General features: G+C 63.6%; 15 protein-coding genes. 11 read left to right on the top strand and 4 right to left on the bottom strand.

What is annotated here, in order from left to right:
* Positions 1 to 460 precede the first annotated feature (460 nt).
* The 6 genes from ABIC35_RS21605 to ABIC35_RS21580 all read left to right on the top strand — a co-directional run bounded on the left by ABIC35_RS21605 (position 461) and on the right by ABIC35_RS21580 (position 4736).
* Positions 461 to 760 carry an EthD family reductase gene (locus ABIC35_RS21605; protein WP_121080164.1) on the top strand — a complete coding sequence of 100 codons (300 nt, stop codon included), beginning with the start codon at positions 461 to 463 and terminating at the stop codon, positions 758 to 760.
* 42 nt (positions 761 to 802) lie between these two features.
* Entirely contained in the window at positions 803 to 1627 is an 825-nt protein-coding gene (locus tag ABIC35_RS21600) for an oxidoreductase (RefSeq protein WP_121080162.1), read from the top strand.
* Between the two features lie 45 nt (positions 1628 to 1672).
* Positions 1673 to 2521 (top strand): alpha/beta fold hydrolase, encoded by an 849-nt coding sequence (locus tag ABIC35_RS21595; protein ID WP_121080160.1) that lies wholly within the window; start codon positions 1673 to 1675, stop codon positions 2519 to 2521.
* 56 nt (positions 2522 to 2577) lie between these two features.
* Complete coding sequence (locus tag ABIC35_RS21590) at positions 2578 to 3108, top strand: VOC family protein (RefSeq protein WP_121080158.1); 531 nt, start codon at positions 2578 to 2580, stop codon at positions 3106 to 3108.
* A 62-nt stretch (positions 3109 to 3170) separates the two neighbouring features.
* Complete coding sequence (locus ABIC35_RS21585; RefSeq protein WP_121080156.1) at positions 3171 to 4163, top strand: alpha/beta hydrolase; 993 nt, start codon at positions 3171 to 3173, stop codon at positions 4161 to 4163.
* 30 nt (positions 4164 to 4193) lie between these two features.
* Positions 4194 to 4736 (top strand): GNAT family N-acetyltransferase, encoded by a 543-nt coding sequence (locus ABIC35_RS21580; RefSeq protein WP_121080153.1) that lies wholly within the window; start codon positions 4194 to 4196, stop codon positions 4734 to 4736.
* Here ABIC35_RS21580 and ABIC35_RS21575 read toward each other — a convergent pair.
* Positions 4690 to 5553: a LysR family transcriptional regulator gene (locus ABIC35_RS21575; RefSeq protein ID WP_121080151.1), complete on the bottom strand. Its 864-nt coding sequence runs from the start codon at positions 5551 to 5553 to the stop codon at positions 4690 to 4692. The two genes, ABIC35_RS21580 and ABIC35_RS21575, sit on opposite strands and share 47 nt — an antisense overlap.
* Before the next feature lie 177 nt (positions 5554 to 5730).
* Between ABIC35_RS21575 and ABIC35_RS21570 the strand changes: the two genes are divergently transcribed.
* From ABIC35_RS21570 to ABIC35_RS21555, 4 genes are all read left to right on the top strand, one after another.
* Positions 5731 to 6261, top strand: a complete 531-nt coding sequence (locus ABIC35_RS21570) for a sigma-70 family RNA polymerase sigma factor (protein WP_354278607.1) — start codon at positions 5731 to 5733, stop codon at positions 6259 to 6261.
* Positions 6251 to 6892, top strand: coding sequence for an NrsF family protein (locus ABIC35_RS21565; RefSeq protein ID WP_121080147.1), 642 nt, complete (start codon positions 6251 to 6253; stop codon positions 6890 to 6892). The genes ABIC35_RS21570 and ABIC35_RS21565 overlap by 11 nt, the downstream gene beginning before the upstream one ends.
* A 118-nt stretch (positions 6893 to 7010) precedes the next feature.
* Positions 7011 to 7592, top strand: coding sequence for a DUF308 domain-containing protein (locus tag ABIC35_RS21560; RefSeq protein ID WP_121080146.1), 582 nt, complete (start codon positions 7011 to 7013; stop codon positions 7590 to 7592).
* Complete coding sequence (locus ABIC35_RS21555; RefSeq protein WP_147426008.1) at positions 7589 to 8902, top strand: aspartyl protease family protein; 1314 nt, start codon at positions 7589 to 7591, stop codon at positions 8900 to 8902. Before ABIC35_RS21560 ends, ABIC35_RS21555 begins: the two co-directional genes overlap by 4 nt.
* Positions 8903 to 9362: 460 nt before the next feature.
* On the opposite strand, the gene ABIC35_RS21550 is transcribed toward ABIC35_RS21555, so the two are convergent.
* From ABIC35_RS21550 to ABIC35_RS21540, 3 genes are all read right to left on the bottom strand, one after another.
* A complete protein-coding gene (locus ABIC35_RS21550; protein WP_121080142.1) occupies positions 9363 to 12539 on the bottom strand; it encodes a PAS domain S-box protein in 3177 nt (1058 codons plus the stop codon).
* Between the two features lie 384 nt (positions 12540 to 12923).
* Positions 12924 to 13124, bottom strand: coding sequence for a hypothetical protein (locus ABIC35_RS21545; RefSeq protein ID WP_121080140.1), 201 nt, complete (start codon positions 13122 to 13124; stop codon positions 12924 to 12926).
* 492 nt (positions 13125 to 13616) lie between these two features.
* Positions 13617 to 14243: an FxDxF family PEP-CTERM protein gene (locus tag ABIC35_RS21540; RefSeq protein WP_121080138.1), complete on the bottom strand. Its 627-nt coding sequence runs from the start codon at positions 14241 to 14243 to the stop codon at positions 13617 to 13619.
* A 194-nt stretch (positions 14244 to 14437) separates the two neighbouring features.
* On the opposite strand from ABIC35_RS21540, the gene ABIC35_RS21740 reads away from it, so the two are divergent.
* Entirely contained in the window at positions 14438 to 15286 is an 849-nt protein-coding gene (locus ABIC35_RS21740; protein ID WP_436286795.1) for an N-acyl amino acid synthase FeeM domain-containing protein, read from the top strand.
* Positions 15287 to 15538: the final 252 nt, after the last annotated feature.

Genomic DNA, 15538 nt, shown 5'->3' with positions numbered 1-15538 from the left:
CTTCTGGAAAGCTCGCGAGATCCTCCGAACGGCGGGAAGTGGGCGCGCTGCTGCCTGGTGCACCTGCTCGCCTCGCCGCGGCCGCTCCCGACCAGAATGCGACGCTCACCAGTCAGGCTCTGAACGGCGGTTTCCACCATAACCTGCCGCTCGCACTTGTCGCCGGATGACCACATTGTACGCGCCTCAACTGAGGTCGAACTCCGCGTCGATGGCGGCATGAGGCCGGTCTGAAGAATTTGCGCCGACGGAGGTGCGCAAACGCCGGATTGCACACGCTGTCGGCGCGGTGCCTTTCCACCACCCGCACAAATCTGAACGGCAAGCGTGCAATGCTGGCCGTTCAAGAACAAATTCAAGAATCTAAATTGCCGTCATCGTCGGAAAGGAGCCGATCGAACTCGAGGCGGTAGCAGATTGCCGCGGGGGGTTCGGGCGCTCGCGAACAAGGACTTCGAGGATGATCACGATGCTGGTGACCTATGCGGGCGATGCGGACACGCCGTTCGACCGCGATCATTGGATCGACGTGCACTTCCCGCTCGTGCGGGAAAGTTGGGGTCCTTACGGTCTCATCAGTGCCGCCGGCTTCTTCCCGCAAGAAGACGGCGCCGGGCTGCTCGCCGTGGGCGTCGTCAACTTCCGAGACATGGCGGCCATGGAAGCGGCGCTCCAGGCGCCGGAGACGGCTCGGGTCATGGCGGACGTCGCCATCGTCACCGCCGTCCAACCCCAGCGCAGCGTCCTCCAGCCGCTCTGAGCGGCTTGCCACTCTCGCCGGAAAACCAGTGGAGCGTATGTCATGAAAACCTGGCTCATCACCGGCTGCTCGAGCGGCTTCGGCCAGCGGCTCGCCCTTGCCGCGGTACGGCGCGGCGACCGGGTCATCGCTACGGCGCGCAACGTCGAGACGATCGCGCATATGGCCGCGCCGTTCGATGGTCGGATGCTCACCCTGCCGCTGGACGTGACCGATCCGGCGGCGGCCAGGGCAGTCGTCGCGCGGGCCGTCGACCGCTTCGGCGGGTTCGACGTACTCGTGAACAATGCCGGCTACGCGCTGTTCGGCGCAATCGAGGAAGCCACGCCCGAGGAATATCGGCCGATGTTCGAAGTCGATGTCTTCGGGCTCATCGAGACCACCAGAGCCGCGCTGCCGGTCCTGCGGCGCGCAGGAGGCGTGATCGTCAACATGTCGTCCGGTGCCGGGATCGAGGGCCGGGGCGGCGGGGGCTATTACCATGCCGCCAAATTCGCGGTGGAAGGCATCTCTGAGGCGCTTGCCGGCGAACTGAAGCCGTTCGGCATCCGCGTGCTGATCGTCGAGCCCGGGCCGTTCCGCACCGATTTTCTGGGCCGGTCCATTGCCATGGCGGCCAACGCGATGTCCGAATATGCCGCGAGCTCGCGCAAGCAGTATCGCGAGACGGGCAACGGCAACCAGGCGGGCGATCCGGACAAGGCGGTCGCGGTGATCCTGCAGGCGGTCGACGCCGAGGACGCCCCGCTCCACCTGCCGCTCGGCCCTGCGGCGCACGCAATCGCCGAGCGGAAGCTTGCCGCCTTCCGCCGCGACATCGACGCCTGGCGCGACGTCACGATCGCCACGGACTTCGACGCGTCCTGAAGCCCCCGCCCCGCCCGAACGTTTCGATCCCATTGGAGAGCGATCATGATCGCAGCCCTGCCGGGCTTTGCCCAGCAACTGGTGCCGGCGAACGGCATCAAGATCAACGCCGTCACCGGGGGCTCCGGCCCGCCAATCCTCCTGCTGCACGGCTGGCCGGAAACCTGGTGGGAATGGCACCAGGTGATGCCGCTGCTCGCCGAGCATTTCAGCGTGGTAGCGATCGATCTGCGCGGCGCGGGGTTCTCCGACTGCCCGCGGGACGGCTATGACAAGGCGACGATGGCGCAGGATGCGCACGAGGTAATGGCTGCCCTTGGCCACGCGCGCTATACCGTGTGCGGGCACGATATCGGCGGCATGGTCGCACTGGCGCAGGCCGCCCTCCACCGAGAGGCTGTCACCCAACTGGCGGTCCTCGACGTGCCGCTTCCCGGCTGGAGCCAGTGGGAGGCGACGATCGCAAGGCTTTGGCATTTCGGCTTCCATGCCAACCAGGACCTGCCGGAACGTCTGCTCCACGGCCGGGAGCGGGACTATATTGCGACCTTCATGGCCGAGCGCTTCTACGACCACAGCAGCTTCGATCCGGCGAACATCGAGATCTATGCGAAAGCGATGAGGCTTCCCGGCCGCACCCGCGGCGGCATGGAATGGTATCGCACGCTCGACGCCGACCATGAAGCCGCGCTCGCGTACAAGAAGCAGCCGCTTGAGATGCCGGTGCTTGCTCTCGGCGGAGAGCAGCGCTTCGGCGCGCGGATGGTGCCGATGCTCGAGGAGTTCGCCACCAACGTGACCGGCGGCGAGATTGCACGGTGCAGCCATTATGTCGCGGACGAGCGGCCGGCGGAAGTCGCAGCCGCGCTGATCGACTTCCTCACGGCCGGATGAACAGGCGACCGCGCCAATACCCGCGGGCAATCGAACCATCAACGAAGGAGAACGTCATGACCGCACCCGTCATTCGCGGCGTCAATCATATCGGCATCACCGTGCCCGACATCGAAGCCGCCAAAGCCTTCCTGGCGGAGGCTTTCGGCGCCCAGCTTATCTACCAGTCGTTCGGCCCGCAGGATCCGCCGCGACAGGGGCCTGAGTTCGAGCGCGCCGTGGGCGCCTTCCCCGGGACGGTTGTGCGCGGGCAGGCAATGGTCAAGATCGGCACCGGACCCGATATCGAGCTGTTCGAGATGCACGGACCCGAACAGGCGCAGCCGATCCGCGCGAGCGACTTCGGCATTACCCATTTCGCGCTCTACACCGACGATATCGATGCATCGGTCGCGCGGTTCGAGAAGGCGGGCGGCACGCCGCTGACGGCGCCGCGTGCCATCCCCTATGCGACGGAAAAAGGTCCCGGAAACAAGGTCTGCTATTGCCGCATGCCCTGGGGCACGACCATGGAGTTCATCACCACGCCGGATCGGATGGCCTATCATGATCAGACCGATCTGCGCAGGTGGCAGGACGAAGCTTAAAAACAACGGAGGAGCGACCCGCATCCTCCTCGTAGACCAGACCCCCAAGGAGGCAGCCGCGCATGGATGAACAAAGCTTCGGTGTGCGGTTGCCCGCCCGCGTGCTTCCTGCGCCTCGCTCGATCAGCGCGGAGGCGCGGGCCGCGCTGGACCGTCTGGTCGACGCCGACGGTGTGCCGATCAATGCCAAGCACCCGATGCCGGATCCCGAGGATCGTGATGGCTGGGTCCGGATCAAGGCGGCGGTGGATGCGCACTATGCCGCCGGCATCAAGGATCTTGCCGGCAGTTTGCGCGCCAGCGTCGAGACCGTTCGGCTCGGCGACACGGTCGTCCATGTCGCCACGCCCGATACCGCGACCATCGCCGAAGCGGCCTATCTCGATCTGCACGGCGGCGCGCTGGTATTTGGCGGGGGCGAGGCGTGCCGGGTCGGTGCGCAGATGCAGGCGGACCTGCACGGCCTGTGCTGCTACGGCGTAGACTATCGCACGCCGCCCGAGCATCCCTATCCCGCCGCATTGGACGATACGCTGGCGGCCTATGCCCATGTGCTGGAGCATCACAAGCCTTCGGACGTGGTGATCGGCGGCAGATCTGCAGGCGGCAACCTTGCCGTCGCCATGCTGCTGCGGGCGCGGGAGGCGGGGCTTCCCATGCCGGCCGGTCTCGTCCTGCTGTCGCCCGAGGTGGACCTGACCGAGTCCGGGGACAGCTTCGCAGTGAACCGCCTGGTGGATCTGATGCTGCCCCTCCCGCTGCGCGCGGCGAACCTGCTCTATGCCCACGGCGCCGACCTCTCCGATCCCGCGCTCTCGCCGCTGTTCGGCGACCTGATTGGCCTGCCGCCGACGCTGCTGCAATCCGGTACCCGCGATCTCTTCCTCTCCAACACCGTGCGCATGCATCGCGCCCTGCGGAAGGCCGGCGTTTCTGCCGAGCTTCACGTCTTCGAGGCGATGCCCCATGGTGGCTTCCTGGGTGGCACGCCGGAGGATCTGGAGCTGAGCGGCGAGCTCGTCCGCTTCGTCCGCACCTGCTTGCGCATTAGCTGAAGCCGTCGGCGCCCTTCTTCCAGGACCCCTATGATCGGCACCGAGCGGCTCCTCCTGCGTCCCTATGAACCCGGCGACGTGCCGGCGATCCTGGCGCTCTCGGCTGATCCCGACGTGCGCAGGTTCATCGGCAATTTACCCGGTTCCGAAGAAGGCGCCTGGACAAGGGTGCTACGCTGCGCGGGCCATTGGAGCCTCTTCGGCTTCGGCGCGCTCGCCGTCGTCGAACGGCCCAGCGGCCGCATCATCGGCGAAGTCGGTGCAGGCTTCTTCCGACGGCGGGTCGATCCGCTGCTCGACAGCGTGCCCGAAGCTTCGTGGCTCTTCTCGTCCGACGTCGGCGGGCGGGGTTTGGCGCTCGAGGCGATCACCGGCCTTCTAAGCTGGCTGGCACAGGCCACGCCCCATGATCGCGTCGCCTGCCTGGTCGAGCCGGTCAACCTTCCCTCGCTGAAGCTTGCCGAAAAGCTTGGGCTCCGGCGGATCAAGGATCTCTCCTACCGGGAAAGGCCGTTCGTCCTGTTGGCTAGCCAGGCCCGACATCCCGCAGGTGCTCGTCCAGCACCGCAATAAACGCGCGGAGGCGCTGCAGATGCTTCAGATCGCGATGATAGCCCATCCAGATGTCCCGGCTCGGCGGCGCCTCCGGCAGGTCGAGCAGGCGCAGCCCGGGGGTCTGGCTGCCGACGGCGCGGGGAAGGACGGCGATGCCGATCCCCTGTCTGCACATGCGCGCCTGCACATTCCGGTTGTTCGAGCGCATCACCGTTGTCGCCTTGGGGAAGCTTTCCAGAAGCCAGGCGATATCGGGAAAATTGCCCGTGGAGGTATCATGGGTGATCAGCCGGAAGCCGGTGCCGTCGCCGAATGCCGGCTCGGGCGTGCTCGCGGCGATGTAGACGCCGTAGTGCAGCCGGGCCAGCCGCCGCTGGACGATGTCGGACGTGTCGAAGGGCACGATCCGGAAGGCGATATCCGCCTCGCGCTGCGCGAGGCTGAACAGGCGCGTGCCGGTCAGGATCTCGACATCGACGTCCGGATGCGCGCGCGTATAGTCGGCGACGATCGGGGGCAGCACATAGGCACCGAACCAGTCGGCCGAGGAGATGCGCAGGCGGCCGCGCAGATTTTGCTCCTGCCCGGCAAGCCGCCGCTCCATCGCCAGCGCGCCTTCTTCCATCTGCTCGGCCAGCGACACGATCGCGCTCCCCTCCTCGGTGAGGATGAGCCCTTCGGCGGTGCGCTGGAACAGCGTCTGGCCGGTTGCCGCCTCAAGCGCGCGCAGCCGCCGGCCGATGGTGGGATGGCTGAGACGCAGCGCGCGCGCGGCGCCGCCCAGCGTGCCGGCGCGCACCACGGCCAGGAAGATACGGACGTCGCTCCACTCCATGGCCTGTCCTTACGCGTTGCCGGAACGGGGTACACCCTCCGGCAGAAAAGTTCGACGCAGAGTGACCCGCATCGCGTCGCGGGCGAATAAGGATTCATGCGCCCCGACTTTCTGTCGAGAATCATCTCAAGGCCGCCCTCCGGGGCGCCGCGGCCCGCGCGCGCGCGGCCTTCCGGCATGGCGCCCGACAGCTGGAGCGGCCTGATGGAAGCCGCCCAGAACGGGCATGGCGGCGCGTATAGGCGGCTGCTGGGAGAGACGTCCGAATGGCTGACGCGCTATTTCGAGCGGAGGCTGCCGCCGGGCGAGGTCGACGATGCCGTCCAGGAAACCCTGCTCGCCATCCATCGGCGGCGCCACACCTATGATCCGCGCTACCCCTTCGCTCCCTGGCTCGCGGCGATCGCCAAGAACAAATGGGTGGACCAGCTGCGCAGCCTGGCGCGCCGTTCGGCGGACGAACTGCCCGACACGATCGCCGCCGGCGATCACGGGGCGGCGGTGGTCAGCAGCTCGGTCCTCGCCAGCCTGCTCGACCAGATCCGCCCGGCCCAGGCCCAGGCGATCCTGCTAGTCAAGGTGCAGGGCTATAGCATCGACGAAGCCTCGGCCCAGACCGGCCTGTCCCCGTCGGCCGTGAAGATGAACATCCACCGCGGGCTCGCCCGCCTGACGGCATTGATCGAGATGACCCCCGATGTCGAATGAAGCCCTGATCGTCGACCTGTCGTCCGAGCTCTCGCCAGTCCGGCGGCGCAGTATGGTGCGGGAAGGCGTGCTGCTCCTCGCGCTGTGTGCGGTGGAGCTCGCCCTTGCCCCGGCTACGGGCCTGATGCGCGCCGACATGCACCATATGGGTTGGGCGCCCCATCTGGTGTGGAGGGTAGCGAGCCTCGGCCTCCTCGCCCTGGCTGCCTGCGTGCTGGCGGTCCGATCCTTTTCGCCGACGGCACGGCCGCGGTACGGGCTGCTGCTCGCCTGCGTGCTGGCGGCGCAGGCCATGGTCGGCGGTGCGTTCGTCACGCCCGCAGGGATGGCCGAGCTGGGGCTGCTCGACCGTATCAATCCGATGAGCGGCATGCGGTGCGCAACCTCGATCTTCGTGCTCTCGCTGCCGATCCTCGCACTGCTCGGGGCGCTGATGCGCCGGGCGGCGCCGACCCAGCCGCGGCTTAGCGCGCTTGCGAGCGGCGTCGCCGCCGGGGCCTGCGGCGCCTTCGTCTTCGCATTCTGCTGCCCGTTCAACGATCCCCTCTACGTGGTGGTCTGGTACAGCGTCGGGTGCACTGCCGTGGTGGCCGTGGCGCGATGGTGCCTGCCGCAACGCTTCCGCCTCTAACGATCACCCACGCGGCAGATCACCAGCCGCACACTGCCTCCACCGCCGACGATCGACCCAACCCACCCCGCTTGCCGGGCGGGCGACGTGCGCCTGCATCACAGAAAGGAACCACGCCATGGAAACCATCACCCACGCGAAGTCCCCGGACCGCGACTGGCTCAAGACCTATTACTATCTGCGCTTCGCCGTCGCCGTAATCTGGGTCGTCCTTGCCTTCACCGTTGCCAGGACCATGCCGTCGCTGGCCGCGGTGATGCTCGTCGCCTATCCGGCCTGGGACGCGCTGGCCAACTATCTCGACGCACGCCGCAGCGGCGGCCTGGCGCGGAACAAGAGCCAGATGCTCAACTTCGTCGTCAGCATCGTGACCGCCGTCGCGGTCGCCATAACCCTGCCACATGGCATGCACGCGGTCCTCCAGATCTTCGGCGTGTGGGCGGTCCTCTCCGGCCTGTTCCAGCTCCTCACCGGCGTGCGGCGCTGGAAATCCTTTGGCGCGCAATGGGCGATGATCCTGAGCGGTGCCCAGTCCGGCCTGGCCGGCGCACACATGCTCAGCAAAGCGGCGGGCGCCGCCCCGGTCAGCATTGCCGACATCGCCCCCTATGCGGCGTTCGGCGCCTTCTACTTCCTGGTCTCGGCGGTTTCGCTGACGATCAGCGACGTGCGTCGCCGCGCCAAGGCCATGGCAGCGTGATCGGACTGGGATTGGAAGGCCACGGCATGGTGGTGCAAGCCATTCTCGCCGTGGCGGCTGCCGCCGCGACGCCCTCCAATGCCGCGTCGCCAGCCGAGAACCTGCTCCCGGTCGACGCCGCGCTTGCGCGATGGGATATGGCCGGCGCACGGATACTGGCGCAGGCGATGCCGAAGGGCGCCGAGCGCTGCGTGGTGGAGGGGATCATCGCCACCCGCGACAACCGTCTCGAGGAAGTGTCGAAATCGCTCCCGCGATGCTTGGCGATATTGGAACAGACCCATTCTGCCCGGGCACATGCCGCATTCGAGGCGCTGCTGGACTCCTATGCCCGGCAGGGTGCGTACAGGAAGGAACATGCGTTGATCGTGCGGTGGCTCGCGGCCCATGGCGACCCTGCCGATCCGGACGAGCTTGCCGATCTGCGTGAGGCGCTCGGAACGGCGGCGGTGTTGCGCGACGTGTCCAGACCAAAGGCGACAGGCAGCAGCTCCGCGACCTTGCACAGTTACCGCAATGTGCTGGGCACGCAGAATGTCGATCTGACGGTGCGCGGCGTCACGCTCTCGTGGAATATCGATACAGGTGCCAACCTTTCCGTTGTAACCGAGAGTGCGGCCCGACGTATGCGATTGGCGGTTCGCGATACCGGCGCACGCGCGGTGGGATTGAGCGGTCATTCGGTCGCAACACGAATTGCTGTCATACATAGGCTGCCGGTTGGCGGTGTGACCCTTCGGAATGTCGTGGCGATCGTCGTACCGGACAGCGCATTGTTCATAAGGTCTCCGCGAGGCAACTATCAGATCCCGGCGATACTCGGCTGCCCCGCGCTCGCGCAGCTCGGGCGATTTCGGATCGATGCCGACGGCACGTTTGCGATCGATCGAGCGGGGCCGTTGCTCAGGTCTGGGGCGACGCTCTACATGAAACAACTGACACCTGTGGTCGAAGTGGAGATCGCGGGGCGCCCGGGCCTGATGAGCATCGACACGGGGGCAAACCGAAGCAGCCTCCACGCGAGCTATGCTATCCGCTTCGCCGATCGCGCGCGCCTCTGGTCGAGCAAGCGAGACACGACATTCGGCCTAGGTGGCAGCACCGAAGGCGACGTGGCAATCGAACCCCGAATGACGATCACGGCAGGCGCGGCGACCGTCGTCGAACAGGACGTGACCGTTACGTTGGAGGGCGACAAGACGGCGGCCGTTCTTGGCAACCTTGGACAGCCCGCATTGACTGCCAGGGGCAGCTACACGTTCGATTTCCGTACGATGCGGCTGTTGCTCGGGCCAGAGATCTCGAATTGATGTGCAGCTCGCTTCGTATCAGCACCGGCTGAAGTGACTGCTGAATGTCGTCTTCTGGCGATAGCGGATGTTCAACTTATCACCGCCCAACGACCGCTTCGTCCCACTCCCGGTCCTTGGCGGGGTGGATCTGCGGCCGGTCGCCCCGGTCCGCTTTTGGGTTGATCAGTCGCCTTGCTGGCCGTCTGAGAGTAGTTGCGCAACTGGGTACCCCCTCCCCTGCCGGCGCGTCGGGACCTACTGCGAACCAGGCTAGCGCCATGTCCGCTTCTGGGAAGCCGCTGAGAACCTTCTAATGACCGGAATTGGGCGCCGAGCTGCCGGCGCTAACGTTTCGAGGCATTTGGCTGCGCCGGACAGTTGAACGCAGAAAAGCTTACCTTTTCGAATGATCGCCCTGCCGTTGCATCAACGGATTTCTCTCGCAGCCCTGTTCTCTTATGTCGCACATTACGTAAGCCTAGATAGCGGCCTCGGGAAGAAGGGCATTGATGCTTTGGGATAGCTCTGAACTCCGAAACGGCTTGGTCAGCCGAGGCAAGTCAGGTGCGATCCCTTCAACATCTGCGTAGCCGGAGACGACGAGGACAGGAAGTTGAGGGATCATACGCTGCGCTCTATGCGCCAGTTCAGTGCCGCTGATCCCAGGCATCAAGTGATCAGTTACAAGGATGTCTGGCATCGTGCCCGATTGGAGCAGAGCGAGCGCTTCCTCACCTGACCCAACCTCGATAACTTCGAAGCCGAAGTCCGAGAGCATATCGCTGGTGCTCATCCGGACAAGGTCTTCGTCGTCGACCAAGAGCGCAACTCCTCGACCAACCCGCGTCTCCACAGAATGACGAACCGGGTCCTGATCTTGGATCGGAGCTGCGCTGATCGGCAACCATAGCGTCACAGCTGTTCCCTGTCCCGGTGCGCTTTCGACGGTCAAACCCCCGCCGAGCTGAGCAGTGAGGCCGTGCACCATGGAGAGTCCGAGACCCGTGCCTTTTCCGATGCCCTTCGTGGAGAAGAAGGGCTCCACAGCGCGGCTTAGCGTTTCCTCGTCCATGCCGTTGCCCGTGTCGCGGACGGAGAGCCGTACATAATGGCCTGCTTTCAACCCTGCGGAGTGCCCTCCGCGGACGCTCTCTCTGGCGGCTGCGATTGTGAGCTGCCCGCCCGCCGGCATTGCATCCCGAGCGTTCACCGCCAGGTTCAGCAGTGCCATCTCGAGCTGGTTAGGGTCGGCGTTCGCCGGCGGCAGTTCGGGATCGAGTTCGACGCGTACATCGATGGTCGGACCTACAGTCGACTCAATAAGTCCTGCCATTTCACCTATAAGGGTGACTAGGTCCACCGCCGTCGATTGCAGCGGCTGGCGTCGAGCGAAGGCAAGAAGCCGCTGCACTAGCGTTTTTGCTCGCTCTGCCGATTGTAGCGCGCCGTCGATCAATCGACGCTCACGCTCGCTGCCGAGTCCCTTTCGCACCAACAGATCAAGCGAGCCGATGATCGGCGTCAGCAGATTGTTGAAGTCGTGAGCAACACCTCCTGTAAGACTGCCCATTGCCTCCATTTTCTGGCTCTGCCGCAAAGCCTCCTGTGCTGCCTCCAACTCAGCCTCCTTTGCTTTGGCGAGGCTTAAGTCGCGACCGACAGCGATGAAGTTGACACCATCAGGTTCAGGGGCGACCGTCCACTCAATCGGCTTCCATTCGCCTGTAGCCGTGGCGATCCGGTTCTCGAACCGCGCTGGGCGCCGCGTCTCGCTCATCTGCTGGATTGCTTCGAGCGTCGGAGGAACGTCCTCAGGATGCATGAAGGTCGCGTAATCGCGCGTGAGCAACTCCCTTTCACTCCACCCCAGCACGCGCTGCCATGCCGGGCTAACGGCTGACATCATCCCGCTATAGTCGGCACGCGCCAGCATATCCTGCGACAGGTTCCAGATACGGTCCCTCTCTGCGGCACGGATTGAGACCTGCTCCTCCAGAGTTTCGTTCAGTTTTTTGAGGGCTGCCTCAGCAGTCTTACGGTCGTGAATGTCGACAGAAGCACCGAACCATCGGACGATTTCTCCCGTGCTGTTGTCGCGATACGGCTCGCCGCGGACGAGGAACCAGCGATACTCCCCCGAGGCTGACCGAATCCGATGTTCGACGAGGAACGTCGTAGCGGTCCTACGGGCCTCATCGAAGGCAGCCATCGTCGACGCCACATCGTCAGGATGGACGTGCTCCGCCGCCATGCCGCTGGCGGTACTCGGATGATAATCCGAGCCAGTGAAGTCGGACCAGTGCTTGTTGAAGAATTCCGTGCGTCCCTGTGCGTCCGTGATCCAGACGATCTGCGGCACAGCGTCGGCCATGAGGCGGAATTGCGCTTCACTGGCGCGAAGTGCGGTCTCGGCTAATTTACGATTATGGATGTCGATCGAGCTGCCGACCCAGGTCGTGATGGATCCCGTTTGGTCCCGAATGGGCTCAGCTCGAGCCACGTACCACCGATATTCGCCGTCGTGCCGCCTGTACCGAACCTCTGTTTCGTACAGCGTCCCTCCTGCCCGGGCGTCCGACCAGGCTGCGGAGGTGAGTTCCTGATCATCAGGGTGAAGCACCGTGATCCAACCGTTTGGAAGTGCCTCAGCTTCCCTCTGGCCAGTGTACTCGTACCAGCGGCTGTTGAAGTAGGTAAGGTCACCCTCAGGATCTGCGAACCACACGAACGTGGGTAGCGCGTCTGTCAGCCGGCGGAGACTGGCCTCGCTCTCTCGTTGCCGGTCCTCCTCCGTTCGCCTCTCATGGATGTCGATGACAGAGCCGACATATCCCAGGTACGAACCATCGTCTCCAAAACGGGGAGAGGCTGCGTCCAGCGCCCAGCGATAGCTTCCATCTGCGCATTGCAGGCGGTACTCAACCCGGAACCCGGACCGCGCACCGTTCGCTTCGCGGAACACCCTCTCCGCCTCCTCACGATCGTCAGGATGAGTTGCATCCAGCCAGCCGAACCCCTCGGCCTCTCCAGGGGACTGGCCCGTCCATTCGTACCAAGCGCGATTCAAATAGGTGCAGTATCCACTCTCATCGGTGACCCACATCATCACCGGCGCGTGGTCAGCCATGTTGCGGAAGCGGGATTCGCTCTCTTGTACGGCGCGTTCGGCTCGGACCCGACCGGTGGTTTCCGTGCAGGCACAGAACATACCGGCGATCTCCCCTGCGTCACCGTAGGCGGGAGAGTAGGAGAAGGTGAACCAGGTCTGCTCGTCGAACCCTTGACGGTGCATCAGCAGCGGGAGGTCCTGACGATAGGTTGCCTCTCCCATCATGGCGGCATTGATGAGGGGTGAGATATCCGGCCAGATTTCAGCCCATATATCCTGGAACCTCTCCCCGAGCGCGGCAGGGTGTTTGTTGGCCAGGATCTCCGCGTAAGCGTCGTTGTAGAGAAAGCCGAGATCCGGTCCCCAAGCTACGAACATGGGAAATTTGGACGACAGCATCAGGCCAACCACTGCTCTGAGAGCCTGAGGCCAGGTGTCCGGCTCTCCCAATGGTGACGCAGACCAATCTCGATGGCGAATAAGGCGGGCGATTTCGCCGTCATGATCAAGGAAGCGGAGGTGGCTGGGCGCAGCGGGAAGGCTCATAGAATCCTTGTTTGTAGGTGCTTCACTGCACTCACAAGCTCAAACAAGCGAAACGTCGTACCTATCCGAAACGGCTGATCCTCAAGCGCTTTCCACCCGCTCGCACTCGCCGCCGGCTCGATCGGCCTAATCCGTTTAGGTCTGCTTCTGGGAACGAGGATCGCTCTGCTGAATGGCAGAAATTGGGCGCTTAGCTCACCAATCACCATTCCCTCTGCGATAAACACCCTCTCGGGCGATCTGCAATCAGATACTCGAAAGCACGAGCTATTTTTTAGAAGCAGGCTTCGCTCTTACGAGTCGGTTAAAAAATGCTTGGAACGTCGCCGCAGGTCCTCTCCGGCGAGACATGCCAGCGGTGGGCGTAACGTCGCTGCGAGACAATCAGTGCATGGGTCGAGAGTATGCCTCAAGCACCGTTAAGGCGACTTCACGAATGACGAGCCATGCTTCCATCTGCTCGATGTTTCCCTGAGACTGCGTTTCGAAGATTTTCGCGCCCAAGAACAGGTGAACGGCGTCGCCATATTGCTCAATGAGCTCTTCCGCGATCAGAAACGCCCTGGTCTTTTCCTCGGGAGTCATCGACACTCCTCTCGTAATGGCGTTACGCTTGGGTTAGCTGTTTCGTGTATCTCAGGACAGCTCGGTTGCAAGCCCCGGCTGTGCCAGCTTTTCTTGCTCGCGAGTATTCGCTTCCAGGAAAGCCTGGTGAGTTTGAACGATCGAATCTGGCGCATTAACGCCATCCGCTTGACCTCGGTAGCTCAACACGCCAATTCGAACACGTGGCCAGCGTATTAACCATCTTTTTTGGGGGCTTGGATGAGACCTCTGCTCACGGAGCTTGAGGCTATCGGAAGGCCCACGACGTCTCAGGGATGCAGCTGGCGAAGCATGAATGCTTTCAGAACGATCTTGGCTGCCACCTAGGCTTCAGGTGGCCTGACAAGCGAAGGGCCCAGGGGTGTCTACCTGGGCCCTTTTGCTTTGTGCTCCTGACGATGGAGCACTCTAAATCCACTTCCGGTGCTCTCAGCCCACATGGGGCCATAGCACCGGAAAAATGGACTAGGCTCAGGCCGTCTGGACGGAACGGCGAGCAGCGTTCGAGCGACGGCGGCGGAGAGTCATGCCCGCAGCACCAATGCCGCCGATCATAAGGCCCCACGAAGCGGGCTCAGGAACGGCCGATGGATCGAAGGTCGCGTTGCTGCCATAGGAGCCCAGACCGCGCGAAACACCAGTGATGGTGATGGTGTTCAGCACACCGGCCTTCACCATTGCGTCAGTGAGTGCAAAAGCTTCGCTGGCGCCGCAGCTGCCCACGCCGCGGGCAGAGCAGACCTTTCCGGCCAGGTCGAAGAGAGTGCTGGTCGCAGTGATGCCATTGAACGTGACGGAGGTGATGTCGAGGTCGGTGAACTTCAGGAAACCCGACTTAGTAACGCTGGTAGTCACCGAACCGCTACCCGTGCCGTCCTGACCCAGGGTGAACTGGAAGAGGTCGGTGAAAGCGCCCGCGGCGATGCCAGTGTGACCGAACGTTGCAGCGACCGGACCGGAGAACGGATCGCCCGAAACAACGAAAGTCGTTCCCTTCGGCTGCGAGCTCGGGGTGATGATCGTGGTTGCAGCCTGGGCTGCGGTCGTGCCAAGAAGGCCCGCCGAAATGGCGGCAACGGCCGCGAGATAGCGCTTCATACAGTAGACTCCCTGAAAAGGTTACCAAGCCGTTAACGATGTTCGGCCGGAGGGCCGAACGCCTAGGCAAGTGCTTGGTTCCATTCAGCAAAAATGCGATCAGTCGAGGCAGATTGCCTTAACCGCCCCAGCGATGAACTCAGCCGTCCCGCAAGTTCGAAATTTGGCCGCGTTTTCAGAACGCTACGGCCGAAATGTGGGCAGCCCTTAGCGCAAACGATATCTTGTCGCGGTACCCCGTAGCTTGGGTCGAGAGCAAAAATGACGGGATTATCATGACATTGGACGCAGTGAATGCGGCTGCCGGACGCGCGTCAGCAGCCGTTGGATCCCTAGCGGCAGAGTGGTTGCATAAAACGCCGCCTGCGGCCGCTGCCGACTTCGGTATCCAAATCGCATCAAATCGGCAGCACCGGTCCGAAGCTGCAGACCTTCTGAACAGAATGTATGGATGGCGGGGTTATGGCTGCGATCATCAAATTCCTGAGGGAGAGCGTTGCACCACATTCCTCGCCGCATCTGACGAAGCGCTAGTAGGCACACTTACACTGACAGTCGACGGCGCTGCGGGCCTTGCTGCTGATCGTACCTTTGGGGATGTCCTAGACACATTTCGTGCTGCCCCAGGCGCTAGCATTTGTGAGCTGACGAAATTCGCTTTCGACGCGTCCACCCCTGCTCGGCCCCGCTTGGCGCACCTGTTTCATGCCGTGCTGATCTACGGATCGGCCAAGCACCAATGCACGGACCTCTTCATCGAGGTGAATCCGCGGCATCGAAGCTTCTACGAAGCCATGCTCGGCTTTCGTCCTGTGGGGGACGCTCGAACAAATGAAAGTGTGCAGGCGCCTTCGCATCTACTTTGGCTCAGCGTAGAGACCATAAGGGCAAACATCGCGAGCCACAGGCAAGCGACCAAGAGCAGCTCGCGCTCGCTGTACCCGTATTTCCTCCGAGAAGTCGACGAAGCAGCGATGGCCGCGGCGTTCCACGACCTCAACGTCGCTCGTGCCGTTTACCCTCAACCCACAGGGCAGGCATGAACCCAGCCGACGCGGCGACGGGTCGCGGAATGGATATTCACCGGCTGACCTGAAGCGTGGGCATTCTTGAAGGCATAAAAGAGCCCGCCGGCTGCGGAGCATGGCGGGCTCTTTCACTGTTGACGGACGGGGGGTGCGAGAGCCCGCCAACTGCGTGACCTAGAGCAATTTCACATTGACCGTTGATATCCAGCGGCCTGGAAGAAGTTGGCACATTGGCAGGGCGGGAAGCGATCAAGCAGTTCGCCGATG

The organism is Sphingomonas trueperi (assembly GCF_040545965.1).
Classification (GTDB): Bacteria; Pseudomonadota; Alphaproteobacteria; order Sphingomonadales; family Sphingomonadaceae; genus Sphingomonas; species Sphingomonas trueperi_C.
Note: the sequence above shows the minus strand (reverse complement) of the source record. Positions and strands in the feature narration are given on the sequence as shown.

Bases quoted from the DNA above. Each gene is read 5' to 3' on its own strand.
- ABIC35_RS21540 (WP_121080138.1), bottom strand. From the start codon at position 14,243: ATGAAGCGCTATCTCGCGGCCGTTGCCGCCATTTCGGCGGGCCTTCTT.
- ABIC35_RS21585 (WP_121080156.1), top strand. From the start codon at position 3,171: ATGGATGAACAAAGCTTCGGTGTGCGGTTGCCCGCCCGCGTGCTTCCT.
- ABIC35_RS21575 (WP_121080151.1), bottom strand. From the start codon at position 5,553: ATGGAGTGGAGCGACGTCCGTATCTTCCTGGCCGTGGTGCGCGCCGGC.
- ABIC35_RS21560 (WP_121080146.1), top strand. From the start codon at position 7,011: ATGGAAACCATCACCCACGCGAAGTCCCCGGACCGCGACTGGCTCAAG.
- ABIC35_RS21580 (WP_121080153.1), top strand. From the start codon at position 4,194: ATGATCGGCACCGAGCGGCTCCTCCTGCGTCCCTATGAACCCGGCGAC.
- ABIC35_RS21550 (WP_121080142.1), bottom strand. From the start codon at position 12,539: ATGAGCCTTCCCGCTGCGCCCAGCCACCTCCGCTTCCTTGATCATGAC.
- ABIC35_RS21565 (WP_121080147.1), top strand. From the start codon at position 6,251: ATGTCGAATGAAGCCCTGATCGTCGACCTGTCGTCCGAGCTCTCGCCA.
- ABIC35_RS21605 (WP_121080164.1), top strand. From the start codon at position 461: ATGATCACGATGCTGGTGACCTATGCGGGCGATGCGGACACGCCGTTC.
- ABIC35_RS21595 (WP_121080160.1), top strand. From the start codon at position 1,673: ATGATCGCAGCCCTGCCGGGCTTTGCCCAGCAACTGGTGCCGGCGAAC.
- ABIC35_RS21570 (WP_354278607.1), top strand. From the start codon at position 5,731: ATGGCGCCCGACAGCTGGAGCGGCCTGATGGAAGCCGCCCAGAACGGG.
- ABIC35_RS21590 (WP_121080158.1), top strand. From the start codon at position 2,578: ATGACCGCACCCGTCATTCGCGGCGTCAATCATATCGGCATCACCGTG.
- ABIC35_RS21740 (WP_436286795.1), top strand. From the start codon at position 14,438: ATGTGGGCAGCCCTTAGCGCAAACGATATCTTGTCGCGGTACCCCGTA.
- ABIC35_RS21600 (WP_121080162.1), top strand. From the start codon at position 803: ATGAAAACCTGGCTCATCACCGGCTGCTCGAGCGGCTTCGGCCAGCGG.
- ABIC35_RS21545 (WP_121080140.1), bottom strand. From the start codon at position 13,124: ATGACTCCCGAGGAAAAGACCAGGGCGTTTCTGATCGCGGAAGAGCTC.